Raw genomic sequence first — 23,594 nt, forward strand, 5'->3', positions numbered from 1 at the left:
GCCCGGCTATTCTCCGGCGTAACCGGGGATCGCGGCGAGATCCACCTCATCGATCTGCTCCGGCTTGAGGAACTGCCGGGCGTAGTCCAGGTAGACCCCCTCGCGGATGAAGGTATCGAAGAGGTCCGGGTCCAGGTGGCCTTCGGTGGCCATGCGGCCGAGGATGGTCAGGGCCTCGGTGAGGGTGTTGGGCCGCTTGTAGGGACGGTCGGCGGCGGTGAGCGCCTCGAAGATGTCGGCGATGGCCATCATCCGGGCGCCGGGGAGCATCTGGTCGCCGGTAAGACCGCGCGGATAGCCCTTGCCGTCCATGCGTTCGTGGTGGCCGCCGGCCAGCTCCGGCACCCGCTGGAGATAGCGGGGATAGGGCAGCGCCTCCAGCATCTCGATGGTGACCACGATGTGGTCCTGGATGGTCTTGCGCTCCTCGGGGGTGAGGGTCCCCTTGGCGATGGTGAGGTTGTAGACCTCGTCCTCGTCCAGCAGGGGCCGCTCCTCGCCGGCCAGGGTCAGCCGGTAGCGCTCGGCGATATCCCGGATCCGCTGCTGGTCCTCGGGGTCCATGAACTCGCCGCCGGTATTGTGGCGGCGGACGAAGTCGCGATCCGCGTCGACGGCGGCCACGGCGGCGTCGCCCTCGGCATCCAGGCCATCGTCCAGACCGGCGGCCGCCAGCCGGCGGCGCAGGGCGGCGTTCTCGGCATCCCGACGGGCGACCTCGAAGCGGGCATCCACGGCGTGGATGCGGTCGAACATGCCGTCGAGCTTGGTCGCCTTGTCGATGACCGGCTCCGGCGTGGTCACCTTGCCGCAATCGTGCATCCAGCCGGCGATCTTCAGCTCGTAGAGCTCGTCCTCATCCATGGAGAAATCGGCCATGGGGCCCTGCTCGGCCCGGTTGGTCGCCTCGGCGATCATCATGGTCAGCTGCGGCACCCGCTGGCAGTGGCCGCTGGTGTGCTTGGACTTGTGGTCGATGGCGTTGGCGATGACCTCCACGAAGGATTCGAACAGCCGCCGCTGGTCGTCGATGAGCTGCTTCTGGGTGAGCGCCACCCCGGCCTGGGAGGCCAGGGACTCCGCCAGCCTCTGCTCCTCGGGGCCGAAGGGGATGACCGCGCCCCCCTCGTCCAGGGCGTTGATGAGCTGGAGGACGCCCACCACCTCGTCCTCGTGGTTGGTCAGCGGCACGGTGAGGAAGGAGGTGGAGCGATAGCCGGTGCGCTCGTCCATGGAGCGGGCGCCGGAAAAGTCGAACTCTTCGGCGGTATAGGCGTCGGTGACGTTCACCGTCTCGCCGCTGATGGCGGCCCAGGCGGCGACATTGTGCCGGTTGGGCTCTCCGTCGATGTGCAGCGGCAGCGGCGGGAAGTCCGGTTCCGGGCCGGCTGTCCCCCCCATCCGGAAGCCCAGGGTGTCGTTGCGAACGGTGGAGAAGACCAGTTCATCCCCCTGCCGCAGGTAGAGGGTGCCGGCGTCGGCGCGGGTCAGGGCCTTGGCTCCCTCCAGGATGGTCTCCAGGAGGCGGTCCGTGTCCCGCTCTCGGGAGAGGGCGATACCAATGGCCGAGAGGCGCTCTACCCGCTCAAGAAGGGTAGCGTGGCTGGCGGTGGCCTCGGCGCGCTGTGCCAGGGTGTCGACCATGAGGTCCTCCGCGTTGATGCGATATATGCGAAGACCATCCCTGGCCCGGGTCCGGATAGCGGTCCGACGCAAGCTACCGGAAAGTGTAGCGCAGCGCGACCTCGTACCGGGTTCGCCGGTATTCGTAGATATCCACGTTGGATTCGTTGGCGCTGTAGCGCACCGAGGGTGTGACCCGCCAGCCCGGCACCGGTTCCCAGTGGACGAGCAGATCGGCGCTGCGCAGGGTCTCGTCGCGGGCCGGCAACGGGACCAGCAGGGTCTCACCCTTGTCGTAATCACTCATGAGCGCCCGCAGCCCCAGGCGGGCAGTGAGGTTCGAGCGCGGCCGAAGGGTGAGGCCGAGGTTGACGCCGCGCAGATCCCGATGGGCACGGGCCCGGGCGGTCTCCCCGCTGGCCCTCGGCCGCTCGGCGCCGACCAGCAGGCTGGTGGTCAGCCGCGGCTGCCAGGCCAGCGGCAGGGACTGCTCGCCGGTCACCCCCAGCAGACTGAAGTCGCTGTCCCGGGTGTTGCTGTCGGCGTACTCCAGCCGGCGCAGGCGGAGGAAGGCGCCGGCGCCCCAGCCCATTGGCGAACGGTAGCGACCGCTGGCAGCCAGGCCGTAGCGATCCTGGTAGGCGTCACCGTCCAGCCTGTAGCTCCCCGCCTCCAGACCGGTTCGCACCCGGTAGCGCGGGCCGCCCCACTGGTAGCCGCCGGCGGCATCCAGGACCGTGTTATCAAAGTCGCTGAGGTCCGAATGGCGCAGGGTCTCCAGCTCGGCCCGACCGTAGACGGCCTGACCTTCTTCCAGGGGGATCCGGCCGCGCGCGCCGGCGCCCAGGGAGGCGTAGCGGTCGCCGTCGGCCTCGGCATCCTCTATCCGGACAAGGAATGGTCCGACGTCAAGGGCGAACTCTTCGGGCCCGCTCTTTACGTTGGAATCATGCCCGAAACCGCCCTCGACCCAGCCGGCCCACTGCGGCCCCCGGCGCTGCTCCCGCGCGTCCATGGCGTCCAGGTGGGCCCGGATGCGCTGTTCCACCATGCGGGGCGGGTCGGTCTCCAGCACGCGCCTGAACTCGCTGCGGGCGCGGCCGTAGTCCCCCAGCCGGAAGTGGGCCCGGGCCAGCTCCAGCCGGGCCCGGCGGGAGTCGGGATGGACGGTGAGCACCCGCTCCAGGGCGAAGATCCCCTGGTTGGGATCGCCGGCCTCCATGGCCGCCAGGGCGTACCAGAAGTCGAAGTCGGGATCGCCCATGTACTCGGCGCGGTGTTCCCGGGCCACCCGGAGTGCGGCGGCAAAATCGCCGGCCTCGACCAGCTCGCGGAGGGTAGCAGCAACTTTCTGCCGCTCCTCGCTTTCCGCCCCGGACGGTTCCGAGGTTTCCTGGGCCCCGGCGGCCCACGGCCCGCACAGGGCCAAAAGGCAGAAGACCAGCGGCCCCTTCCATCTACGCTGACGGCTCACGCTCGCCACTCCCGAACCCCGCCGGCCTCATGCCACCGGGGATGTTGACTGGATCGCGCCGCGGCCCTCCGCCGCCGTGGCGTCGGCAGGCGGACCCGCTACTGCCTCTCCAGGACGCCGACGCCTTCGAGGCCCTGGACGTTCTGCTCTGTGTTAATCGAGAAGGTGACACCCGCGCCATCGGCCTCCTCCCCGATAAAGAAACCCTCCACCCAGGCAGAATCGGTGGAATCCGAATCCTGCAAGGACACCATGAAGGAGGCATCAAGGGCCGGATCCATTTCGGGGCCGTGCATGGTCACCTCCTGGCCATCGATCGCGAACTCTGGCGCATCATCATCGGTAACCAGTCGTAGCGTTCCGCCCGTAAAGGTGTCGGCCTTGAAATCGGCCGTGAGAGTGAATTCGTCCACTGCATAGGTGTACTCGGCCACGCCGTCGAGATCCGTCGCCCGGATCTCCGTCCCGCCAGCCCAGACAAAGTCCACGTCAGTTCCCGAGAGGGTATCGTACTGCGCGGAGGTCATAAGATCCTCGGCATTCTCCAGGACGAGCCAGTGCCAGTCCGTTCCCGGAGGCGGGCCCTCCTCCCCATCAGGCGAGATCATAATGTTGCCATCGACGACCTGTTCGTAATCGCCCAGATTCCAGCGCCCCCAGTGGACCCCGAGGCCCGATGCACTACCGGTTTGCGCCGGTTTGGCCCCGGACTCCGCACGCATCACTACCTTTTCAAAGCCATACGAATCGAGCGTTGCCTCCTGACCTCCTTCAAGGTCACCCCCGGGTATCAGCATCCCGCTCTCCACCCGGTAGTAAATCATCTCCTCCAACCAACCCTCGTCATCCAGCGTAAGACTCTCGACTTTGCCGTTGACCGGATGTGGCTCACCATCAGTGACGTAACCGGGGGACTGCCAGGGACCTCCTAGTAAGCCAGTCATCCCAAACTTGGTCAGGGAGTCATCCTCGTACCAGGGAGTGGTGACCACGGTGTCACCGTTGTCCGAAGTTCCGTCATCCGTAGTTCCATCGTCGATGCTACCGCCGGACCCGGTGTCGATGTCGCTCCCTTCGTCCTCTGCGCGCTCACGAGTCCCTTCGTCCTCGCCTGCGCTGTAGGCCGGTTCCTCGCCGTCTACGCCGAAAGCATCTTCCCCGTCGGCTGTATCACCCCCCGGAGTGGAGGATTCCGAAGGATCTTCACTCGGGCCCTCACTCTCGACGGGATCGTCACCGGCATTCTCGTCTCGACCCTCCGAGGCTTGTTCTTCACCTCCGGCCTCGCCCTCTTCTCTGTCACCCTCGTCGCCGCCGCCCTCGAACTCTTCTTCTGCGGCCCCACTCCCGTCCTCGACTTCACTCCCGGTATCCAGCTGCTGCGGCCGCTGTTCCAGCTCCTGCGGGGCCTGGTCGCGGCTGCGAACGGCAAAGAACTGGCCGGCGCCAACCTCGGTGCCGCCGCCATCGTTCTCCACCACGATGGCGCCCTCGGCGACCTCGCCCACGGTCCCGCTGTCGTCGCTGTGATGGAGGGCGAAGCGGGTCCCGCGGATGCCGATGGTGGCCACGGGGGTGTCCAGCTGGTAGTCCTCCGGGTCGTCATCCCCGATGGCGCCGGTGACGGTGCGCAGGCCGCCTTCCACCAGCTCGGTGACGGCGCCACGCTCTTCGCCCTGGGCCCGGTAATGCTCGATGCGGTATTCGGTGTCGGCAGCGAGCTGGACCAGCCCCTCGTCCGACAGGCGCAGCTGAGCCCGGGCGCCGGGGCCGGTGGTAATGGCATCGCCCTCGTAGAGGCGGTCCCCGCGGCCCAGGGCGCGGGTGGAGGCCCCCTCGCGGGTAGCGGTTACTTCGCCGCTGGCGACCAGGACGCGCCCCACCTCGCGGGGCTCCGCGGCCAGGACGGTGAAGGCCACCAGGGAGAGCAGGAGGAACAGGGTCCAGGGATGGGGTCGGCGTAGGGGCATGGGCAGAACAGGCATGGGCCTTCTCCGAGCACGACGAATCCCTGTCTGACACATTTGTGAGTAGTATCGCAGATCCGGCGCCCAGACTCTGCTATAGACTGGTAACAAATCAACCACTTTAGTCCCCCCTAATCGAGGGCCTCTCCCGGGAATGACCAGGAGGCGCACCGCCGGGCGAACGGCTATCATGCCCCCCATGCATCTCCAGCGCTACCTCATCACCGGCCTGCTCACCATCATCCCGCTGTGGCTGACCTGGTGGGTCTTCGACTTCGTCCTGGGCCAGCTCTCCAGTCTGGGAGGGCCCCTGGTCCGCGCCCTGGCCGGCCTCGTGGAACCGTGGGCGCCAGGGCTCTCCGCCCGACTGCTGGCGCCCTGGTTCGAGTTCGGCCTGGCGGTAGTGGCCACCCTGCTTGCCCTCTACATCCTCGGCTGGCTCACCACCCGCGTGGTAGGTCGCCGCCTCATCGCCCTGGTGGACGCCATCATCGACCGGATCCCGCTGGTCCAGCGCGTCTACGGCGCCACCCGCCAGCTCCTGGCCGCCCTGCAGACGCGCCCCTCCGAGGATGTGGAGCGGGTGGTCCTCATCGACTTCCCCTCGCCGGAGATGAAGGCGGTGGGCTTCGTCACCCGGGTCTTTACCGACCCCGATGACGGCCAGCGCTACGCCGCCGTCTACGTCCCCACCACCCCCAACCCCACCTCGGGCTATCTCGAGATCGTGCCGGTGGAGAAGATGGTGACCACCGGCTGGAGCGCCGACGAGGCCATGTCCTTCATCATCTCCGGCGGTACCGTCGGGCCGGACGAACTGCGCTACCGGGCGGCACCCCCCGCTCCATCCCCCGAGGAATGAACCGCGCCCGGCGGGCTGTCAGCGGAGTGCTCACCCTTTTGGCGTTGTGACCTGGTTCGCTTCCCCATGGCCGCGGCATGGCGTACATTGAGTGAGGATTCGGAGGACACACCATGGGAACCCGAGCCACACTGCTTGCCGGCCTGCTGCTGGCGGCCACCGCTGCCACGGCTTCGGCGGACCGCTCCGCGGACCGGACGGAGGAGCGCCAGCTCTTCCGCCAGGCGGAGCTGGCCCTGCATTACGGCCAGCAGGGGCGCTTTCGGACCCTTACCCGGGAGCTGCGCCACTACCCGCTGCTCCCCTACCTCCTGCGCCGGGATCTGGGCAACCGGCTGGGGCAGGCCGATAACGCCGAACTCCGCCTCTTCTTCTACCGCTACGGCGATACCCTCCCCGGCGATCGCCTGCGCCGACAGCTGCTGAACCGGCTGGCGAACCGGGGGGACTGGGACCGCTTCCTCCGCTTCTGGACCCCGGACATGGGCACCCGACTCGGCTGCCACCATCGCCGCGCCCTGCTGGAGACCGGCAAGCGAGACCGGGCCCTCGAGGGAATGCAGTCCGTCTGGCTCACCGGCGAGAGCCTGCCCGGCGCCTGCGATCCCGTCCTCGCCGCCTGGAAGGAGGGTGGCGGCCTGACCCCGGCGCTGGTGGAGAGGCGCCTGGGTCTCGCCGTGCGCGCCAGCGAGCTGGGCCTGGCCCGCTACCTCCTGCGGCAGCTGGAGGGAGAGGCCCGGCAGCGCGGTGAGCGCTGGTTGAAGCTCTGGTACGACCCCGAGCGAGCGGCGGACTGGCTCGACCCACCGGCCAATGCCAGCACGGCCCAGCTCGTCTGGGGGCTCCAGCGCTGGGCCCGGCGTGATCCGGCCGAGGCCCTGGAGGCGTGGCGCAGCAAGGGTGCGAACCGCGCCTACACCCCGGATCAACGCATGGCCATGGAGAGAGCGCTGGCGACCTCCCTCGCCCGGGAGGACGACCCCCGCGCCCGGGCAATGCTCCACCGTCTGGCCCGCTATTCCGGGGACAGCGAACCGGCCCGGATCGGCCTGACCCTTGCCCTGCAATCGCGGGACTGGGACCAGGTCCTCGCTACCGTCGAGGCCCTGCCCACGGAGGTCGCCGACGGCCAGCGCTGGCGCTACTGGCGTGCCCGAGCCCTGGCGGCCACGGGTCGGCAAAAGGAGGCAGCCGGAATCTACCGGGAGCTGGCCCGGGAACGCGGTTACTACGCCTTCCTTGCCGCCGATCGCAGCGGGACGTCCCCCTACCAGATCTCCCCAGCCGGCGGATCACCGACATCGTCGGCAATCACCCGCAACTACCCGGGACTGGCCCGCGCCTTCGAGCTTCGGGCGCTCCAGCGCCACCCGGATGCCCGACGGGAGTGGAACCGCGCCATCGCCGAAATGCCCCGGGAGGATCGCGCCGCCGCCGCCCGCCTGGCTGCCGCCCGGGGCTGGCACGACCGCGCGCTGGCCACGGCGCTGGACAGCGGGCTGGAGGATCCGCGGGTCTACTATCCGCTGGGCCACGGCGAGGCCGTCACCACGCTCACGGAATCCCACAAGCTGGACGCCGCCTGGGTCCTGGCCCTGATCCGGCAGGAGAGCGGCTTCATCACCGACATCCGTTCGGGTGCCGGCGCCCTGGGCCTGATGCAGCTCATGCCGGCGACGGCGCGCTCCGTGGCCAGCCGCATGAACCGGCCCGCACCCGGTGTGCGGGACCTCATCGATGCCGAGACCAACCTCACCCTCGGCGTGCGCTACCTGGCTCGCAATGCCCGCCGCTTCGACTACCACCCGGCGGTGGTCACGGCCGCCTACAATGCCGGCCCCACCCGGGTCAGCCGCTGGCTCCCCGAACAGGGCCAGGTTCCGGCGGACATCTGGGTGGAGACGATGCCCTACCGCGAGACGCGGCGGTACGTCCGCCGGGTCATGACGGCGACGGTCTTCTACGAACAGCGTCTGGGAAGGGAGCCCACGCCGCTGGGTCAGCGGCTGCGGCCGGTAACGGCGCCAGGCTACGAGCGGGTCGCCCAGGCGGAAGAAGGCACTCCGTCGAACCCCTAGGGATCCCCTGAGGTTCGCGGTTCAACCCTCCCCCTCCAGGGCCCGGCGCAGGCGCAGCCAGGCCGAGTAGTAACTCCCCGGGACCTCATCGCCCTCGCGCAGATCGGCCACATCCTCCGCCAGGCTGTCCACGGTGGAGACGCTCCAGGGCAGGGCGGTGGCGAATCGGCCGCGGCGGGTGAAGACGACCCGCCCGTGCACCGGCACCTCCGGTACCTGGTCGCTCACGGCCTGGACCTTGAACTGGTTGGGCGCAATGGGGTTGGGGAACTTGTAGGAGCGACGCCCCACCGTCTGGGTCCATTCGTCGATGCGCTCCCCGGCGAACAGGATGCCGGGATAGTCCTTCAGATCGACGACCAGGATCCCGCCGGGGACGAGCACCAGGAAGTCCACCACCACGGAACTGTCCAGCCCGTCCGGGATCACCGCGTCCTCCATGTACTCCCGCCCCAGGCGCCGCAGGGTACGACGCGTCCGCGCCCCTTCCAGGCGGAGCAGCCAGTCGTGGCGACGGCTCCAGGCCCAGGCCAGGACCAGGAGGCCGATCACGACGGCGGCAGCGGTGATCCCCAGGGTGGTGGTGTCGGTCATCGATCTCCTCTCCGTGCAGGGGCTCCGCCGCCCGTGGAAGCGGGCAACCCTACCAGAACCGCGTGGGCAGCGTTAATCCGGGCAAACCGTGCCGAATCCCCCCCGCGATCGGGGTGGTATTGCATGGCCAGTTCACGATAGCGCCGACGAATGATATCCGGAGTGGCCTCAGCGCCCAGATCCAGCTCCCGGAGGGCCCACTCCCTCCGCGCATGGGCGTGGTAGCGGCGCCAGAAGGCCGTCAGCAGGGCGTCCACCTCGGCGGCACCGGTGGAGGCCAGCTCATCCGGGTCGAGATAGTAGGCGCGCAGGGGCTCCGGCGCCACCAGGGCCCGACGCCGGGGACCGGGATGCGCGCAGTAGCGCACCCCGACGGCGTCCAGCGCCAGGTCGCCGAGCCCCCGGGCCAGGAGGCGGTCCCGCAGACGGTAGAGCAGGTGGCGCAGGAGGAAATGGCGCCGGAAGAGGCCCAGCGTGGAGCCGTCCGGATCCTCGAAGGGCGGCACGCGGCGACGCCTCAGCTCACCGAGGAGATCGAACTCCCGCCACGCCGGCCGACTCGCCAGCATGGCCTCCAGCAGGGCCAGCCGGGGATCGGGGTCGATCACGGCCGGCCCCGCCCGGCCGGGCCACCGGGCCGGGATACCGGTCATGCCGGCAGCCAGGGCGGGACTTGCCCGGCGGGGCTCCGCAGGGCCCGCTCCCGCTCGGCAGCATCGGGCAGGTGGCGGGTGAGCAGGCGGCGGAAGGCCGGGCCGTGATTCAGGTGGTGCCGGTGGCAGAGCTCGTGGACGAGGACATATTCCACCAGCGCCGGCTCCAGGAAGAGAAGCCGACGATTGAGGTTGATCCGGCCGCGGGCGGAACAGCTTCCCCAGCGGGTCCGCTGCCCCCGGATGGTCAGGCCGGTGACGGTGACCCCCAGGCGCCCCGCCCAGTCCAGCAACCAGGGCTCCAGCGCCGTCCGGGCCCGGCGGCCCACCCAGCGCTCCAGGGCCTCGTGGGCGGCGGCCTCATCACCGGCTCCGACCTGCAGGGCCCCACCGGACTCCCGGCAGCCGGCGGGGCCTTTCCGGTAGGTCACCGCCCACTCCTCCCCCACGGCGGACAGTCGCAGCCGGGTCGGCCAGGGGCCGCGCTCCGCTGCCGGCCAGGTCTGCCGCCGGGCCTCCTGGTCGGCCTGCACCCGGCGGATCCAGTCCCGCCGGGCCGCCACGAAGGCGGCGGCCTGCCGGCGGTCGCCCCCGGCGGGGACGGTCACCTCCACCCGGCCGTCCTCGCGTACCCGCAGGCGCATGCGCCGGGCGCGGCGGCTCTCCCGGAGTTCCCAGGCGGGCAAGGCCGTTTCCGCAGGGGTGTTCACGTGCGCACCAGGCCGGGGGTGGCGTCCAGGTTCATGAGCCCCTCCGCCTCGGCGGCCTGATAGAGGAGGTAGAGGAAGTCATTGTTGTGGTCCACCTGGCGGGCAAAGCGCGCCACCAGGATCGTGAAGCGGGCCGCGACGGCCTCCTCGTCACCCGCCTCGGCCGCGGCCAGCAGGATCGGGTCGAGATGGACCAGCAGCCGCAGGCCGGTCAGGCGCAGCGCCATGAGCTGCACTGCCCGGAAGGGATCCGGGAGGGTGGTGAAGGGCTCGCGGAAAAGGGTGTTGTGACACCAGCGCGCCAGCCAGGTATCCAGCCGCTCGTCCAGCCCCTGGCGCACCCGTGCGCGCCTCTCCCGCAGGACCGTGGTCAGCGCTTCGCCCTCCAGGCCGCGTTCGGTGACCGGCTCGCCCGCCGCCGCCATTGCCTCCCAGCTGGCCGCGATGATCGTGCCCAGGGGGCTCTCCGGCGCCTGGTCCCGGACCAGGAGCAGCGCTGCCTGGGCCAGGAGCAGCCCCCGATGGTCCTCCTCGGCGATGGCCAGGCGGTGGCGCAGGGTCTCCGCCACCGCCGGGTCATGGCGCCGCTCGAGGATATTGCCCAGCATGGGCTCGGGCTCGCTGCAGTCGGCGTGGTAGAAGGGCGCCAGGCGAGCGGCCAGGTAGGCCGCGGTGAAGAGTCCCTCGGCCAGGCCGTGCCCCTCCGTGGGGATGGCATCGGCCAGGGCGGCGCGAACCGGAATGAGGTAGCGCGCGTACGCGCTCCGCCCGGTATGGTGCCCGCGCTCGAGGTCGAAGATGAGTTCCTCGGCCCGGGCCGGCTCCAGCCGGTTGCCACCCTCGACCAGGAGGGAGCGCCGGACCACTTCCGGGCAGGACAGGGCGCCACTCACCTCGGTGGTCGCCGGGTGGCGGTGGATCACGCGGGGGTAGTGGGCGCAGTTGCGCGGCAGGGCCCGCTCCCCGTGGCGACGGTGGACGCGGCACCAGCCCTCGTCCTCGTAGAAGTGGCACATCCCCCGCTCGTCCAGCCGGAGGCGGGCGGGCGGCTCCCCCTCCCCCGAGAGTCGCTCCACGCCGGCGCTGAAGAGGCGGCGATCCCCCGGATCCCGGCGGGTGAAGTCCTGGAGCACGGCGTAGTCCCGCGCATCCAGGTTGATGTCGAAGCCGCCGCAGCACGGCATCTCGCAGTCGGGGCCGATGCAGCGGAATTCCCGGATGTACCGGGGGGCCCGGCAGGGTGTCGTCGCGGAGTGATCGGCCATGGGTCAGCGGCCGGTGCCGTCATCGGGATCGCCGACGTGCCGGACCTGCTGGAGGGTGCGTTCGCGCCCGGGCTCCTCCCCGGCAAAGCGGACCAGCGCCATCCCGGCAAAGGCGTCGTCGCGGTAGACCTCCACCCGGAAGGTGCGACCGCTCCGGTCCAGGGAGAAGCGCGGCAGGATGTCGTCCCGGTAGATCCGGTCGCCGGCCTGGTCCTCCTCGTCGCTGACGTAGCCGATGACGTTGACCCGATAGCCCTCCCGCGGCTCCACCCGGAAGTCCTCGGCGACGGGGATCACGGAGCCGAACTCCGCCTCCACGGGCCGGCCGTCCACCTGCAGGCGCACCCGTTCAAGGCCGTCGTGGTACTCGAAGTACTGCGGATGGAGCCGCGTCAGCTCCCGGTTGCCGTGGCGGACCACGTAGCTGCCATCGTCCTGGAGGACCGCCACCAGGGGGCTGTCGGCGGCGAACTCCAGTTCGCTCCCCTCCTTGAGCGGCACGTAACCGAGACGGCTGCGCGCGTTGGCCAGCTCCAGACGGATCCGCCGGTCGTAGAGGGCCAGATCCATGTCGTCCTCGATGGCCGCCTCCACGCCCGCCAGGGTACGGGGAAAGTCACGCTCGTAGCCGATGCCCATGCGATCCATGAAGCCGTGCAGGACCTTGAGGTGGAAATCGGTCCGGCGGACCGTACCGAAGGACTTGCTCGCCTCCACCCCGAAGGCCGGCTTGCCGTGGCGCACCGCGTACCAGGTCAGGGTCCGCGCCATCTCGGCGTTGCCCTGCCCGGTATGGGTGTTCTTCACCGCGTAGAAGTGGTCATTGTCGGGGATGTGCATGTTGGCTCGGGCCGCCACGTCGGCCGCCACCGACTCCAGATTGCCGAACAGCGGCGCATCCATGTGCGCCTGGTCGACGATGACCGACTGGCCCCAGCGCCAGGGCGACTGCAGCTCGTCGATGTGGTGTCGGCGGTAGAAGCCGGAGCCGTCGTGGAGGTTGAGGACCGCGTCCACCTCCTCGTCCCGGATGAGCGCCTTGACCCGCTGCACCGCCTCGTACTGCGGATCGGAGGGCGGCAGGTTCGCGAACTTGCGGTTCATGTCGCCGTGGACCCCGCGGGAGCGGCGCAGGATGCTCTCGAAGTTGAGATTGGGCACCACCCAGACGGAGCCCCGGGTAATCCGGTAGCGCGTGACCAGGAGGGCGGCGGCATTGAAACCGCCCGGCTCGTCCCCCTGGATCCCGCCGACCACCAGCAGTGTGGGCCCCGGCACGCCGGAGTCCAGCCGATGGACGGTGAAATCCCGGGCCGCCGCGGGGCCGGCGGTGAGCATCAGGGCCAGGGCGAGGAGCACGCTCCCCCGCCACATCCGCCTAGACCACCTTGATGTGCCAGGGCTCGAAGCGCACCCCATACGGATTCCGGTCGGTATAGCGGATGTCCACCAGGCCGAGATCGGCCAGGCGATGGAAGAGTTCGGTCTCGGCGAATTCGGCGGTGAAGTTGCGCTCGCCGAAGCCGGCCTTGCCCACGTCGAAGTCGCCGATGCCGTGGTAGGAATAGCCCGGCGGTGCCAGGGAGCGGGAGGCGCGGGAGAGGTTGCCGCCGGTCTCCACCGCCTTGGCCAGGAAGAGGTGCATCTGCTTGACCACGGAGCGCACGCCGGAGGTCAGCACCAGCTCGTCCCCCACCTTCCGGCGCAGGTCGCGGAAGAGCCCCTCGGCCTCGCCGTGGAGGAGATAGTGGCCGGAGCCGGCGACCTTGCGCGCCTCCTGCTCGGGGAAGCGGGCGGTGAGTTCGGTGACCACCTTCTCGCCAAAGAAGCCGTAACGCCGGGCATCGGCAGCGAAGATCCCGTCCATGAAGTCGAGCTCCGCCGGGGTGAAGGCGCCGATGGCCTCGTAGTTCCGGGCAAAGCGCAGCATGCGGTCGAAGGAGAGGAGGTTGAAGTTGCCGTAGCCGACGAACTTGATCACCCGTTCCAGCCGGGCCACGACCTGCGCCAGGCGCTCCCGGTCGGCGGCGTCGAGGTGGACGTCCTCGCGATGGTCCTCGTCGAACTCCCGGATACGCCGGAGGTAGCGGTCCCGGTCGGCCATCTGCTGCGGGGGCGCGTTGGGCTCCACCAGCACCCGGGTCTCCAGCTCGCCGGCGTCACCGGTCTCCGTGGCCCCGCCCGCGGCCGTCGGCTTGGGCGATTGCGTCGACCCGGCGGCCTGCTCGGCGTCCATTCCCGGTCGGTCCCCACCCCCGGTCCGGAAGTGGTACGCCGTGGCGACCGCACCGGCAGCAACTGGCAAGGTCTTGAGCAGGGTCCTGCGTTGCACGCCCATCCTCCTCCGCGATTGAGCAGACTCTACCGAGCCTTGCCATCTCGTGACAAGAATAAAGACCGCATGCCCGGAGCCTCCGCCCCGGCTTGCCGCTCTTGGCAGGGCCCCGTAAGCTGCCCGGAATGCGACGTTACAACGGTGAACTCATCCACGCCAGCCGCGACGAACACGGGCCCATCGAGATCGTGGAGGATAGCCGCGTCCGCTCGCTGCACTTCGGCAGCCGTTCCCGGCAGAGCGCCCTCTTCCTGGACCGCCCGGAGGCGCTGGTGCTGGCCTATACCCAGTCCATGATGGCGGCGCTGCTCCTGCATGCCGCGCCCCGGCGGGTGCTGCTGGTGGGCCTGGGGGGCGGCTCCCTGGCGCGCTTCCTCCTCCACCACTACCCCGACTGCCAGATCGATGCGGTGGAGCTGCGCCCCCGCGTGGTGGAGCTCGCTCATGGCTACTTCCGCCTGCCCGAGGATGATGCCCGCCTGAACATCATCCCCGGCGAGGGTCGGCACTTCCTCACCCACGCCGCCCTGCGCCACAGCGACTACGACCTCATCCTGGTGGACGCCTTCCACGGCACCGGCATGGCCGAGGAGGTAGCGGAGGCCGACTTCTTCGCCGCCGCGCGCGGGCGGTTGGCCGACGAGGGCGCGCTGGCGGTGAACCTCTGGCAGCAGCCGGCCCAGCGCCTGCGCCGCACCCTCACCGGCCTGCAGGACGCCTTCGCCGGCCGCTGCCTGCAGCTCCCGGTCCCCACCCGCGGCAACCTGGTGGCCCTCGCCTCCACGCGCCCCGTACCCCCCGACCTTGCCACGGCCTGGGACCTGCGAGCCCATGCGCTGTCGCGCTTCACCGGGCTGGACTTCCCCGGCTTCCTGGAGGGGCTGGCCGAGGCCAACAGCGCCTCCTGAGGCCACGCCACCCCCATTCGCGCTGCGGGCTTTTTCTTGACTATTTTCGTCAGTTAATTTATACATAGTCCAGATTCACGACCAGCCGGTAATACGAGGGATTCAGCCATGCGACTTTCCACCAAGGGGCGTTACGCCGTCACGGCGATGATGGACCTGGCCATCCATGAAGACAGCGGCCCGGTTACCCTGGCCGACATCTCCCTGTGCCAGGACATCTCCCTCTCCTACCTGGAACAGCTCATGAGCCAGCTGCGCCGCAACGACCTGGTGCGCGGCATGCGCGGCCCCGGTGGCGGCTATAGCCTGGCCCGGCCGGCCAGCGAGATCAGCGTCGCCGAGATCATCTCGGCGGTGGACGAGCCGCTGGAGGCGACCCGCTGCGGCGGCGAGGAGAACTGCCAGGAGGGTGAGCGCTGCCTGACCCACGAACTCTGGAACGACCTGAGCCACCGGCTCTACGAGTTCCTCGACGGCATCACCCTGGACGCCTACGTCCAGCGCGAGGACGTACAGGAGGTCATCCGGCGGCAGAAGAGCCGGCAGGGGCAGCGGAACAACATGCGCCGGATCCGGGCCGCCTGATCGCACCGGGTCGCGCACCCGGACCCCCTGAAACGGGAACCATTGGAACGGGAATCATTCCCGTTTCCATCTGGTTGTTCCTGCTCGATTTTTCCCGTGACCCTGCGGAGCTGACCCGCTATACTACCTCCCTCACCAACCGGGAGGAGTATCGATGTTCCGCCACCTCTTCGTCAGCGCCGCCCTCTTTGCCGTCGTCGCCGGGGTCTGGCCCCAGGTGGGCGAGGCCATGCCGGCCTTCGCCCGGCAGTACGAGGTGAGCTGCGCCGCTTGCCACAGCGCCTTCCCCAAGCTCAACGGCGGCGGCGAGTCCTTCGCCGGGAACAACATGAAGCTCCCCGGCTGGGAGGACCAGGCGGCGAGCTTCGGCGACGACCGCCTGGCGCTGCCGAAGATCCCGCCGCTGGCAGTGCGCGCCCAGGGCTTCTTCCAGGTCCGGGAGGGGCGGGTCGCCAAGTATGACGAGGAGAACCCAACGGACCCTCCAACCCTCTCGGGCGCGGACAACGATCTCCAGTCCCCCTACCTCATCAAGCTCCTCTCCTCGGCGCCGCTGTCGGAGAACCTGACCTACTACTTCTACGGCATCATGGCCGAGAAGGGGGGTAACGGCTCCTTCCTCATCGAGGATGCCTGGTTCGGCTACCAGGACGCCTTCGGCACCGGCATCGACGCCACCCTGGGGCAGTTCCAGGTCTCCGACCTCATGTTCGCCCGGGAGACGCGGCTGACCTTCCAGGACTACATGGTCTACCGCATGGCCGATATCACCTACGACCGCGGCCTCATCCTCAGCCGCGCCCTGGGGCCGGTGGACCTGGCCGTGGGCGCGGTGAACGGTAACGGCATCAAGGAGAGTGCCACCCTGAATGCCCCCGGCTATGCCCGGCCCGACCACACCTTCGACGACGACCACGAGAAGTCCGCCTTCACCCGGCTGGGCTTCGAGGTGGGCGGCATCGGCGTAGGGATCATGGGGCTCTCCGGCGGCTGGCAGGGCGTAGACACAACCAGTAATGCGGTCTCCGCCGGCAATGGCCCCGACAGCGACATCCGCATCGGCGGCCTCGACCTCAGCGGCCGGATCAGCCCGACCCTGGACTGGTACGCCCAGTACCTGCAGGTGACCTGGACCGACTTCCTGGACGGCGAGGATGTGACCTGGGACGGCGGCTTCGCCGGGGTCGACTGGATCCCCAACGACCGCTGGGCCTTCTCCGCCCTCTACAACCACACCGATGCCGGCGACCTGGACGGCAGCGAGACGGTCTACGACGGCATCGACATGCAGACGGTGTCGCTCACCGCCTCCTACTACTTCATGCGCAACGTGAAGGGGCTGGTGGAGGTCAACGCCGACCTGCTGGATACCGAGGATCCGGACGTCCACCCCTACGGCCACCTCACCGGCGAGGACTACCTGCTCATGGGCTTCGACGCCGCCTTCTAGCTCAATCGGCCGGATTGGGGCAGTGCAGCACCTTCCAGTAGCCGCCGAGGTTCACGGAACGGACCTCGGCGGCCTCCAGGCCGGTCTCGGTGAGGAAGTGGTCCATGCGGAAGTCGGGGTGGAAGCCGACGAACTTGGCGATGGGCGCCAGGGCACCCTCGATGCCGCCGATCACCGGGTTCTCCGACTGGAAGTGGTTGACGATGTAGAGGTCGCCCCCCGGCTTGCAGACCCGGCGCATCTCCCGCACCAGACGGTGGTAGTCGGGGACGGTGGAGACCACGTACATGGCCACCACCCGGTCGAAGGCATCATCGGGGAAGTCCATGGCCTCGGCATCCATCTCGCGGATCGCCTCCACGTCCTCGCCGATGCCGTCGCGCTCCACCCGCCGCTCGGCGACGTCGAGCATCTCCCGGGAGATGTCGATCCCGGTGAGCTTCACCCCGCGGGGATACAGCGGCAGGGAGAGGCCGGTGCCCACCCCCACTTCCAGGACCCGTTCCCCCGGCTGCGCCCCCAGGGCCTCCACCACGTGGCGGCGGCCGGGATGGAAGATGGGGCCGAAGACGACGTCATAGATCCGGGCCCAGCGGCGGTAGGCGGCCTTCACCGACTCGATGTTCATGCCTTCTCCTGGCAGGTCGCGAAAAGTTTTACTCTAGCACCACCCGCGGGACCCGCGCATGGGGCCTTCAGTCCTCGCCGCCGAAGACATTGCCGAACTGGCGCTCCACCTTCCAGTCATGGGGGCTGTAGGCGGCCTCCATGTTGGACAGGTAGGCGTTGATCTGGCCCTCCTGATACTCCCGGGGGACCTCGACCAGCCGCACCGGGCGGCCGGTCGCCGTCTCTCCCACGCCCTCCCGGAGGGTCCTGGTCCGCTCACCGTCCAGAACGGGCTGGGCGGTGGTATAGATCCGGGCGGTTTCACCACTGAGGTCGGCCATGATGCTCTCCTCACTGTCGTTATTGATCTTTTTCCCCCGGCGACCCCGGGCCACTCGGGGCAGGTCTGCCTGCCTGGTGATTAATTGTACGCCTCCGGGACCGCCATGGCCTCCGCGGCTACTCCCTATGGGGCGGCGGTATGGCCGGGAGCCGACTCTCGGCCGGTCCAGGCCGGCCGAGCCGGGGCCTGACGCTGCACGCAGGGGCCTGATTCCATCGCAGCGAGAACCGCACGACCCCTCACAACGAAACAGCCACCAGCGCCGTCGCCCATTTGCGACAGCCGGGGAGCACCGCATATCGGGGCCGCTCCCAAAATGCACCCACCCCCCTGTCGCCAGGCAGCGACACTCACTGCCCCGGAGATCGAACAAGTTGCTGATTTATTTGATCCCCCATTCCTGGCACACCTCCTGCAAAAGGGAGAGCGAACTCATCCTTTGAACGGAGGAAACCGATGAATACGGAACGCGAATTCGGCAAGCTGCTCAAGGCCCTGCCCCAGGGTGTCCTCGGCGAACTACTCCTCCACGGCGACGACGCCGTCTGGGCCGCCATCGCTGCCCACGCCTCGACCCTCCCCGAAGACGTGGTCGAGACCCTGGCCACGAGCCACAACGAGTCCGTCCAGCAGAACCTGGCCCGCCAGGCGGCGGACCTGCCGGAAGGCGCCCTCTACATGCTCCTGGCGACCACCAGCACCGAGGAGATCCGCGGCCTCGTCTTCCAGGCCCGCCACCAGCTGCGCACCGACATCCGCCACTTCCTGGAAGAGACCGAGAACCTCCCGGCCAGCGCCTGACAACACCCGGGCAAACCGGGCAGAAAGCTAGCGAGCCGCGCCAGGGGACTGGGCGCGGCTCTTTTTATGTTCGGCCATCTGGCCCCGAAAAGGCGGCCACGCCCCTCATGGCCCGAGGGTGATCTCTGACGTATCATCGAACGCGGCGTCAGGCACATCCCGAACCCCACTCGGGCGTAACGGACAAGGAGGCCCATGGCCGAGCACGCCCATTCGGCGGCTACCCCGCTCCCCCGGCTGGTCCGCGGCGGCGAATCCGATCCCCTTCTCCCTCAACTCCTGGCCTCGATCCGGCGAGCGGAGGAGATCGAGCTGGCCGTCGCCTTCATCAAGACCACCGGCCTGGAGCTCATCTTCGACGCCCTCAGCGAGCGTTGCCAGGGGGAGCGACCCGCCCGTATCCGGATCATCATCAGCGACTACCTCGGCATTACCGATCCCCAGGCCCTGCGCTGGCTCATGCTCCTGGCCGAGCGCGGGGCCGAGGTCCGCATCTTCGAGACGGACCGGCACAGCTTCCACCTCAAGGCCTACATCTTCACCCGGGAGCACGGCCATCGCGGCGAGGCCTTCATCGGCTCCAGCAATATCAGCAAGGAGGCGCTGACCGCGGGGCTGGAATGGAATTACCGCATTGAGGAGCCGGACCCGCCGGGCGAGGCGCGCCTGGCCGAGATCCGGGAGGGCTTCGAGGGTATCTTCCGGGACGACCAGGCCCACGTCCTCGACTATGCGTGGATCGATGCCTACGAACAGCGGCGCCCCGCCGAGCGCCCGCCCATGGGCCCCGGTAGCGACGACCCTGAACGACCGCCGCCCGATCCCACGGACACTCAGCGCGAGGCCCTGGCGGCGCTCGCCGAGACCCGGGACTCGGGCCATGGCCGGGGCCTGGTGGTCATGGCCACGGGCCTGGGCAAGACCTTCCTGGCCGCCTTCGATGCAGCCCAGGCCGGTGCCAGCCGGGTGCTCTTTCTCGCCCACCGGGAAGAGATCCTCCTCCAGGCGGAGACCACCTTCCAGCGCGTCTTCCCCCAGGCCCACGTCGGCGGCTACCGGGGGACGCAGCGGGAGACCGAGGCGGACATGCTCTTTGCCTCGGTGCAGACCCTCCATCAGGAGAACCACCTGGACCATTTCGACCCCGAGGCCTTTGAATACATCGTGGTGGACGAATTCCACCACGCGGCGGCCGGGACCTATCGTCGGCTCCTGCAGCACTTCCGGCCCCGGTTCCTCCTCGGCCTGACCGCCACCCCGGAGCGTGCGGACCAGGCCAATATCCTCTCGCTGTGTGATGACAACCTGGTCTATACCGCCGATCTCTTCGTCGGGATCCGCGAGGATCTGCTCTGCCCCTTCCACTACTACGGCATCCTCGACGAGGAGGTGGACTACCAGGCCATCCCCTGGCGCGACCGTCGCTTCGAAGAGACAGCGCTGGAGAACCAGCTCGCCACCCGCGGCCGTGCGCGCCACAACCTCCGGGAGTGGCAGGACAAGGGCGGCGAACGCACCCTGGCCTTCTGCGCCTCCCGCCGCCATGCCGACTTCATGGCCGAGCAATTCCAGCGAGCAGGGTTCTCGGCCCGCTCCGTCCACGGCGCCTCGGACACCACCCGGGACGAGGCCATTGAACGCCTCACTCAGGGCACCATCCAGGTCGTCTTCTCCGTGGACCTCTTCAGCGAGGGCGTCGACATCCCGGCCGTCGACACCATCCTCCTGCTCCGGCCTACCGAGTCGCCCGTTCTGTTCCTCCAGCAGCTCGGTCGCGGTTTGCGCCGGGCCCCCGGCAAGGACCACCTGGTCGTCCTGGACTTCATCGGCAATCACCGCGCCTTCCTGAACCGGCCCCGGGCGCTCTTCCAGGCCTCCAACACGGGGGCGGGACTGCGGGCGTTCACGGAGGGGGTCCGCTCCGACTCCCTGGAGCTGCCGCCAGGCTGCTTCGCCAACTACGACCTGCGCTTTATCGAATTCCTCGAGAGCCTGATCCCCGGTAACCCGGGCGAGGAGTACGAGAATCTCAAGGCGGGCCTGGGCCGGCGCCCGACAGCGGCCGAGGCCTACCGGGCCGGGTTGAGCATGACCAAACTGCGCAAGGAAGGGGGTCACTGGTGGGCCTTCCTGGAGGGGCGCGGAGAGCTGGTCGAGGCCGAGGCCCGCTGCGTCACCGCCCACGGCGATTTCCTTAAGGAAGTCGAGACCACGGCGATGACCAAGTCCTTCAAGATGGTCCTGCTGGAGGCCCTGCTGGAACTCGACGGGTTCCGTCAGCCCCCGACCCTGGAGGCCCTGACGGCGGCCTCGGCGGCGATCTTCGGCCGGCGGCCCGCCCTGCTGGCCGACCTCCCGCCAGAGCTCCAGGACGCCCAGGCGCTCGATGGCCAGGGCCTTGCCGCCTACTGGCGGAAGAACCCCATCCACTTCTGGACCAAGGGCGACAAGGGGCCGGAGGCGCAGCGCTGGTTCGTGGTCGAGGGGGAGCGATTCCGGCCGACCTTCTCTCTCGATGACACCGTGGAGGCGGCCACCTTCACGGACATGGTGCAGGAGCTGGTGGACTACCGCCTGGGCCGTTACCAGCCATCCCAGTCGTCCTCCGGGGCGTCCTCCCGGGCCTCCGCCGCCGAGCGCGGTCAGGTCATCCCCTTCCCGAACCAGGAAGACCGGACCGAGGTCCCCTACTACCCCGATCTGGGGATCGCCTGCGGCCACTTCCGCAACAGTCGAGCCGAAGACGAGGAGCGGGTCGCGGTGCCACCCGGCCAGGGGCGGCTGGACCCGGAGCGACACTTCGTCGCCCGTGCCAGCGGCGATTCCATGAACGGGGGCAAGAACCCCATCCGGGATGGCGACTACCTCCTGCTGGAGTGGGTCACGCAGACCTCCGCCGGCTCCATCACCGGGGATACCATGGCCCTCGAGCGCCAGGACGAGGCCGGTGACACCCAGTACCTCCTGCGCGGGATCTCCAAGACCGCGGATGGCCGTTACGTCCTGCAGGCCCGGAATCCCGATTACGAGGATCGGGAGGCCGATGAGTCCATGCGCACCTTCGCGCGGCTCAAGGCGGTCCTGGATCCCCTGGAGCTGGCCAAGGGCGAGAGCTTTCAGCGCGAGGAGATCCCGGCACTATTCGGCGCCACCTTCAACCAGGGCGTGTGGAACAGCGGCCACATCGTCCTCTCCGACCGCACCCACATCCTGCTGGTCACCCTGAACAAGCAGGGCAAGCAGGATGAGCACCGCTACCTCGATTACTTCATCGACGAGCAGACCTTCCACTGGCAGAGCCAGAACCAGACCACCCCCGAGAGCAAGCGCGGTCGGGAGATCGTCGAACAGGCCCAGCGCGGGACGAAGATCCACCTCTTCGTCCGCGATCAGAAACTGGGGCCCGATGGTCGTGGAGCCCCGTTCCGCTATCTCGGAACCGTGGACTACGTCTCCCATGAGGGCTCGGCACCCATGGGAGTCACCTTCCGCCTGAAGGGCTAGGCCGGCTTTCGAAGCGCCACCTCCCCCCAGGCCACCTCCGGACGGCCCAGGGCATCGGCGCTCACCCCGTTGTGGACCAACTCCAGCCCGTACGCCGCCCCGAGGGCCACCAGCTCTTCGTTGGTAACTTCCGTCATGCCCCGCTCGGCATCCGGCTCCCCCAGCCGCAGCGTAACCGCCAGCAGCCCACCCGGCCGCAGCAGTGAGACCAGGGTCTCGAAGGCGCGCTCCCGCTCCACCGGCAAGACATGCATCCAGACGGCCGAGACGAGGATCAGCGAGAAGGTCTGCCCCCTCGCCGTCACGGCCTCCAGCTCGGGGAGGCGGTCATCCAGCCACGCTATGGATGGCTCGGGATGCCGCGCCCGCGCCTCCGCGCGCAGGTTCGCCGCCGGCTCCACCGCCACTACGAAATACCCGCGCGCCGCAAACCAGGCCGCATCACGCCCGGAGCCGGCCCCGATATCCAGGACCGGCCCGTCCGTCGAGCCATCGAGAAGGGGAAGCAGCCATCCGTGGACCGTCTCGAAATCGGCCCCCTCGTACTGGTCCGCCAGCCCCGGGGCATTGCGGTCGTACCAGGCGACACCAGCACCGGAGGACGTCATTGCGGGGGCGTTTTGGGGGCCCAGTCGTTATGCCGGATCACGGCGATGGGCGCGATGATGATGGAGAGGATCCAGGCGCCAATCGGCGCGACGAGCGTTGGCCAGCCGAAGATGGTGACCAGCAGGAGGATGACCCCACCCACCGGGGTCGCGTAGATTAGCCCTATCGGGCCGAGGAGGACGGCCAGCAACAGCGCCAGGATCATGGATTTAGGGCGCATGGTCAGCCTGCGTGAGTGTGGGCCAGACCATCACCGAACCACGCCCGGGGCGCCGGCCTTCTCCCCCAGACCTGTGAACAAACCCTGGATGGACTCGATGCTGCCCATGAGGCCGGTCGCCTCGTAGGGCACCAGCACTCGTTCCCCGTCCTTGGCGATCTCGGGCAGCTTCTTGATGTATTCCTGTGCGATGAGGTAGCTGATCAGGGACTGCGGCTGGAGCTCGGTGCCGGTTTCCTGGCCCGCGGCGAGCAGTTGCTCGATGGCCTTGCGCTCCCCCTCCGCCCGGGCGATAGCAGCGTCACGATCGCCTTCGGCCTCGCGCACCTGCGCCTCCTTGTAGCCGTTGGCCTCGGTTACCGTGGCCCGGCGCTTGCGCTCGGCGGTCATCACCTGGCGCATGGCATCCTCCACCTCTTCGGGGAGAACGATATCCTGGATCTCCACCCGGTTGACCTTCACGCCCCACTTGTTGCCGGCGTCGTCCATCACCGTCTGGAGCTTGTTGTTGATCTCGTCCCGCGACGAGAACAGGGTGTCCAGCTCGCGCTCACCCACCACCGCACGGAGGGTGGTCTTGGCCAGCACTTCCACTGCCTGGATCAGGTTCTCCACCTCGTAGACGGCATCCCGAGGCGACTGGATCTGGAAATAGAGCGCACCGTCAATCCGGATGGAGACGTTATCGTTGGTAACCACCGGCTGCGAGGGGAAGTTGAGCACCGTCTCGCGGGTATCGATCTTGGTCTCCTCCACCACCCGCTCCTGCAGCTCCTTGGAGCCAATCCCGGCGCTCTCGTAGCGGCGGATCTTGATGGGCCGTGCGCGCTCGAGGACGGGGATGAGGAAGTTGATGCCGGGACCGAGGGTCCGGTTGTAGCTGCCCAGCCGCTCGACGACCACCGATTCGCTCTGCTGGACGATGAACAGGCCCTTCGCGATGAAGGCGATGAGGCCGAGGCCGATGACTGCGGCGGCGATGAGACCGATATCGAGCATGGTTC

21 protein-coding genes are annotated in these 23,594 nt (G+C 68.8%); 7 read left to right on the plus strand and 14 right to left on the minus strand.

The genetic code is table 11. The annotated features are described in order from the left end of the window. Positions 1–6: 6 nt before the first annotated feature. The 3 genes from BM272_RS05660 to BM272_RS05670 all read right to left on the minus strand — a co-directional run bounded on the left by BM272_RS05660 (position 7) and on the right by BM272_RS05670 (position 5,082). The gene (locus tag BM272_RS05660) at positions 7–1,644 is read right to left on the minus strand and encodes an HD domain-containing phosphohydrolase (protein WP_093427804.1); all 1,638 of its coding nucleotides are present in this window, start codon (positions 1,642–1,644) and stop codon (positions 7–9) included. Positions 1,645–1,717: 73 nt separating this feature from the next. Further along, a complete protein-coding gene (locus BM272_RS05665; RefSeq protein WP_143613184.1) occupies positions 1,718–3,097 on the minus strand; it encodes a tetratricopeptide repeat protein in 1,380 nt (459 codons plus the stop codon). Positions 3,098–3,195: 98 nt separating this feature from the next. After that, positions 3,196–5,082, minus strand: coding sequence for a FecR domain-containing protein (locus BM272_RS05670; protein ID WP_205407759.1), 1,887 nt, complete (start codon positions 5,080–5,082; stop codon positions 3,196–3,198). Between the two features lie 172 nt (positions 5,083–5,254). Between BM272_RS05670 and BM272_RS05675 the strand changes: the two genes are divergently transcribed. Both BM272_RS05675 and BM272_RS05680 read left to right on the plus strand, forming a co-directional pair. Then, positions 5,255–5,926: a DUF502 domain-containing protein gene (locus tag BM272_RS05675; protein ID WP_093427807.1), complete on the plus strand. Its 672-nt coding sequence runs from the start codon at positions 5,255–5,257 to the stop codon at positions 5,924–5,926. 113 nt (positions 5,927–6,039) lie between these two features. After that, complete coding sequence (locus BM272_RS05680) at positions 6,040–8,004, plus strand: transglycosylase SLT domain-containing protein (protein WP_093427808.1); 1,965 nt, start codon at positions 6,040–6,042, stop codon at positions 8,002–8,004. 21 nt (positions 8,005–8,025) lie between these two features. On the opposite strand, the gene BM272_RS05685 is transcribed toward BM272_RS05680, so the two are convergent. Genes BM272_RS05685 through BM272_RS05710 form a run of 6 tightly spaced genes read right to left on the minus strand, consistent with a single transcriptional unit; the run spans position 8,026 to position 13,558 of the window. Next, entirely contained in the window at positions 8,026–8,598 is a 573-nt protein-coding gene (locus BM272_RS05685) for a nuclease-related domain-containing protein (protein WP_093427809.1), read from the minus strand. Then, positions 8,595–9,251 (minus strand): DNA-J related domain-containing protein, encoded by a 657-nt coding sequence (locus BM272_RS05690; RefSeq protein ID WP_093427810.1) that lies wholly within the window; start codon positions 9,249–9,251, stop codon positions 8,595–8,597. The genes BM272_RS05685 and BM272_RS05690 overlap by 4 nt, the downstream gene beginning before the upstream one ends. After that, positions 9,248–9,937 carry a M48 family metallopeptidase gene (locus BM272_RS05695; RefSeq protein WP_093427811.1) on the minus strand — a complete coding sequence of 230 codons (690 nt, stop codon included), beginning with the start codon at positions 9,935–9,937 and terminating at the stop codon, positions 9,248–9,250. The genes BM272_RS05690 and BM272_RS05695 overlap by 4 nt, the downstream gene beginning before the upstream one ends. A 20-nt stretch (positions 9,938–9,957) precedes the next feature. Then, positions 9,958–11,226, minus strand: coding sequence for a flagellin lysine-N-methylase (fliB, locus tag BM272_RS05700; protein ID WP_143613186.1), 1,269 nt, complete (start codon positions 11,224–11,226; stop codon positions 9,958–9,960). A gap of 3 nt (positions 11,227–11,229) precedes the next feature. Beyond that, positions 11,230–12,600, minus strand: a complete 1,371-nt coding sequence (locus BM272_RS05705; protein WP_093427813.1) for a M14 family metallopeptidase — start codon at positions 12,598–12,600, stop codon at positions 11,230–11,232. Between the two features lie 4 nt (positions 12,601–12,604). Next, complete coding sequence (locus tag BM272_RS05710) at positions 12,605–13,558, minus strand: M15 family metallopeptidase (protein WP_143613187.1); 954 nt, start codon at positions 13,556–13,558, stop codon at positions 12,605–12,607. A gap of 128 nt (positions 13,559–13,686) precedes the next feature. Here BM272_RS05710 and BM272_RS05715 point away from each other — a divergent pair, with 128 nt between their 5' ends. The 3 genes from BM272_RS05715 (at position 13,687) to BM272_RS05725 (ending at position 16,504) form a co-directional block, all read left to right on the plus strand. After that, complete coding sequence (locus tag BM272_RS05715) at positions 13,687–14,469, plus strand: fused MFS/spermidine synthase (protein ID WP_093427815.1); 783 nt, start codon at positions 13,687–13,689, stop codon at positions 14,467–14,469. A 108-nt stretch (positions 14,470–14,577) separates the two neighbouring features. Next, the gene (locus BM272_RS05720) at positions 14,578–15,054 is read left to right on the plus strand and encodes an Rrf2 family transcriptional regulator (RefSeq protein ID WP_093427816.1); all 477 of its coding nucleotides are present in this window, start codon (positions 14,578–14,580) and stop codon (positions 15,052–15,054) included. Positions 15,055–15,208: 154 nt separating this feature from the next. Further along, positions 15,209–16,504, plus strand: coding sequence for an outer membrane protein (locus tag BM272_RS05725; RefSeq protein WP_093427817.1), 1,296 nt, complete (start codon positions 15,209–15,211; stop codon positions 16,502–16,504). 1 nt (position 16,505) lies between these two features. Here BM272_RS05725 and BM272_RS05730 read toward each other — a convergent pair whose 3' ends face one another. Next, positions 16,506–17,132, minus strand: coding sequence for a class I SAM-dependent methyltransferase (locus tag BM272_RS05730; RefSeq protein WP_093427818.1), 627 nt, complete (start codon positions 17,130–17,132; stop codon positions 16,506–16,508). A gap of 67 nt (positions 17,133–17,199) precedes the next feature. Next, positions 17,200–17,454 (minus strand): hypothetical protein, encoded by a 255-nt coding sequence (locus tag BM272_RS05735; protein WP_093427819.1) that lies wholly within the window; start codon positions 17,452–17,454, stop codon positions 17,200–17,202. A gap of 458 nt (positions 17,455–17,912) precedes the next feature. Between BM272_RS05735 and BM272_RS05740 the strand changes: the two genes are divergently transcribed. Both BM272_RS05740 and BM272_RS14170 read left to right on the plus strand, forming a co-directional pair. Next, on the plus strand, positions 17,913–18,257 hold the full coding sequence (locus BM272_RS05740; protein ID WP_093427820.1) for a hypothetical protein: 345 nt from the start codon (positions 17,913–17,915) through the stop codon (positions 18,255–18,257). A gap of 195 nt (positions 18,258–18,452) precedes the next feature. Continuing rightward, positions 18,453–21,761 carry a DUF3427 domain-containing protein gene (locus tag BM272_RS14170; RefSeq protein WP_093427821.1) on the plus strand — a complete coding sequence of 1,103 codons (3,309 nt, stop codon included), beginning with the start codon at positions 18,453–18,455 and terminating at the stop codon, positions 21,759–21,761. On the opposite strand, the gene BM272_RS05750 is transcribed toward BM272_RS14170, so the two are convergent. The 3 genes from BM272_RS05750 to BM272_RS05760 are packed head-to-tail and all read right to left on the minus strand — an operon-like array spanning position 21,758 to position 23,589. Further along, positions 21,758–22,369: a class I SAM-dependent methyltransferase gene (locus BM272_RS05750; RefSeq protein ID WP_093427822.1), complete on the minus strand. Its 612-nt coding sequence runs from the start codon at positions 22,367–22,369 to the stop codon at positions 21,758–21,760. The two genes, BM272_RS14170 and BM272_RS05750, sit on opposite strands and share 4 nt — an antisense overlap. Further along, positions 22,366–22,590, minus strand: coding sequence for a hypothetical protein (locus tag BM272_RS05755; RefSeq protein ID WP_143613189.1), 225 nt, complete (start codon positions 22,588–22,590; stop codon positions 22,366–22,368). The genes BM272_RS05750 and BM272_RS05755 overlap by 4 nt, the downstream gene beginning before the upstream one ends. A gap of 30 nt (positions 22,591–22,620) precedes the next feature. Continuing rightward, positions 22,621–23,589: an SPFH domain-containing protein gene (locus tag BM272_RS05760; RefSeq protein ID WP_093427824.1), complete on the minus strand. Its 969-nt coding sequence runs from the start codon at positions 23,587–23,589 to the stop codon at positions 22,621–22,623. Positions 23,590–23,594 lie beyond the last annotated feature (5 nt).

The organism is Thiohalospira halophila DSM 15071 (genome assembly GCF_900112605.1).
In the GTDB taxonomy this organism is placed as follows: domain Bacteria; phylum Pseudomonadota; class Gammaproteobacteria; order Thiohalospirales; family Thiohalospiraceae; genus Thiohalospira; species Thiohalospira halophila.

Excerpts from the sequence above, each read along its gene's own strand:
- BM272_RS05740 (WP_093427820.1), top strand. The coding sequence starts at position 17,913 with ATGAATACGGAACGCGAATTCGGCAAGCTGCTCAAGGCCCTGCCCCAG.
- BM272_RS05735 (WP_093427819.1), bottom strand. The coding sequence starts at position 17,454 with ATGGCCGACCTCAGTGGTGAAACCGCCCGGATCTATACCACCGCCCAG.
- BM272_RS05690 (WP_093427810.1), bottom strand. The coding sequence starts at position 9,251 with ATGACCGGTATCCCGGCCCGGTGGCCCGGCCGGGCGGGGCCGGCCGTG.
- BM272_RS05725 (WP_093427817.1), top strand. The coding sequence starts at position 15,209 with ATGTTCCGCCACCTCTTCGTCAGCGCCGCCCTCTTTGCCGTCGTCGCC.
- BM272_RS05705 (WP_093427813.1), bottom strand. The coding sequence starts at position 12,600 with ATGTGGCGGGGGAGCGTGCTCCTCGCCCTGGCCCTGATGCTCACCGCC.
- BM272_RS05715 (WP_093427815.1), top strand. The coding sequence starts at position 13,687 with ATGCGACGTTACAACGGTGAACTCATCCACGCCAGCCGCGACGAACAC.
- BM272_RS05675 (WP_093427807.1), top strand. The coding sequence starts at position 5,255 with ATGCCCCCCATGCATCTCCAGCGCTACCTCATCACCGGCCTGCTCACC.
- BM272_RS05685 (WP_093427809.1), bottom strand. The coding sequence starts at position 8,598 with ATGACCGACACCACCACCCTGGGGATCACCGCTGCCGCCGTCGTGATC.
- BM272_RS05720 (WP_093427816.1), top strand. The coding sequence starts at position 14,578 with ATGCGACTTTCCACCAAGGGGCGTTACGCCGTCACGGCGATGATGGAC.
- BM272_RS05660 (WP_093427804.1), bottom strand. The coding sequence starts at position 1,644 with ATGGTCGACACCCTGGCACAGCGCGCCGAGGCCACCGCCAGCCACGCT.
- BM272_RS05755 (WP_143613189.1), bottom strand. The coding sequence starts at position 22,590 with ATGCGCCCTAAATCCATGATCCTGGCGCTGTTGCTGGCCGTCCTCCTC.
- BM272_RS05730 (WP_093427818.1), bottom strand. The coding sequence starts at position 17,132 with ATGAACATCGAGTCGGTGAAGGCCGCCTACCGCCGCTGGGCCCGGATC.
- BM272_RS05760 (WP_093427824.1), bottom strand. The coding sequence starts at position 23,589 with ATGCTCGATATCGGTCTCATCGCCGCCGCAGTCATCGGCCTCGGCCTC.
- BM272_RS05670 (WP_205407759.1), bottom strand. The coding sequence starts at position 5,082 with ATGCCTGTTCTGCCCATGCCCCTACGCCGACCCCATCCCTGGACCCTG.
- BM272_RS05680 (WP_093427808.1), top strand. The coding sequence starts at position 6,040 with ATGGGAACCCGAGCCACACTGCTTGCCGGCCTGCTGCTGGCGGCCACC.
- BM272_RS05750 (WP_093427822.1), bottom strand. The coding sequence starts at position 22,369 with ATGACGTCCTCCGGTGCTGGTGTCGCCTGGTACGACCGCAATGCCCCG.
- BM272_RS14170 (WP_093427821.1), top strand. The coding sequence starts at position 18,453 with ATGGCCGAGCACGCCCATTCGGCGGCTACCCCGCTCCCCCGGCTGGTC.
- fliB (WP_143613186.1), bottom strand. The coding sequence starts at position 11,226 with ATGGCCGATCACTCCGCGACGACACCCTGCCGGGCCCCCCGGTACATC.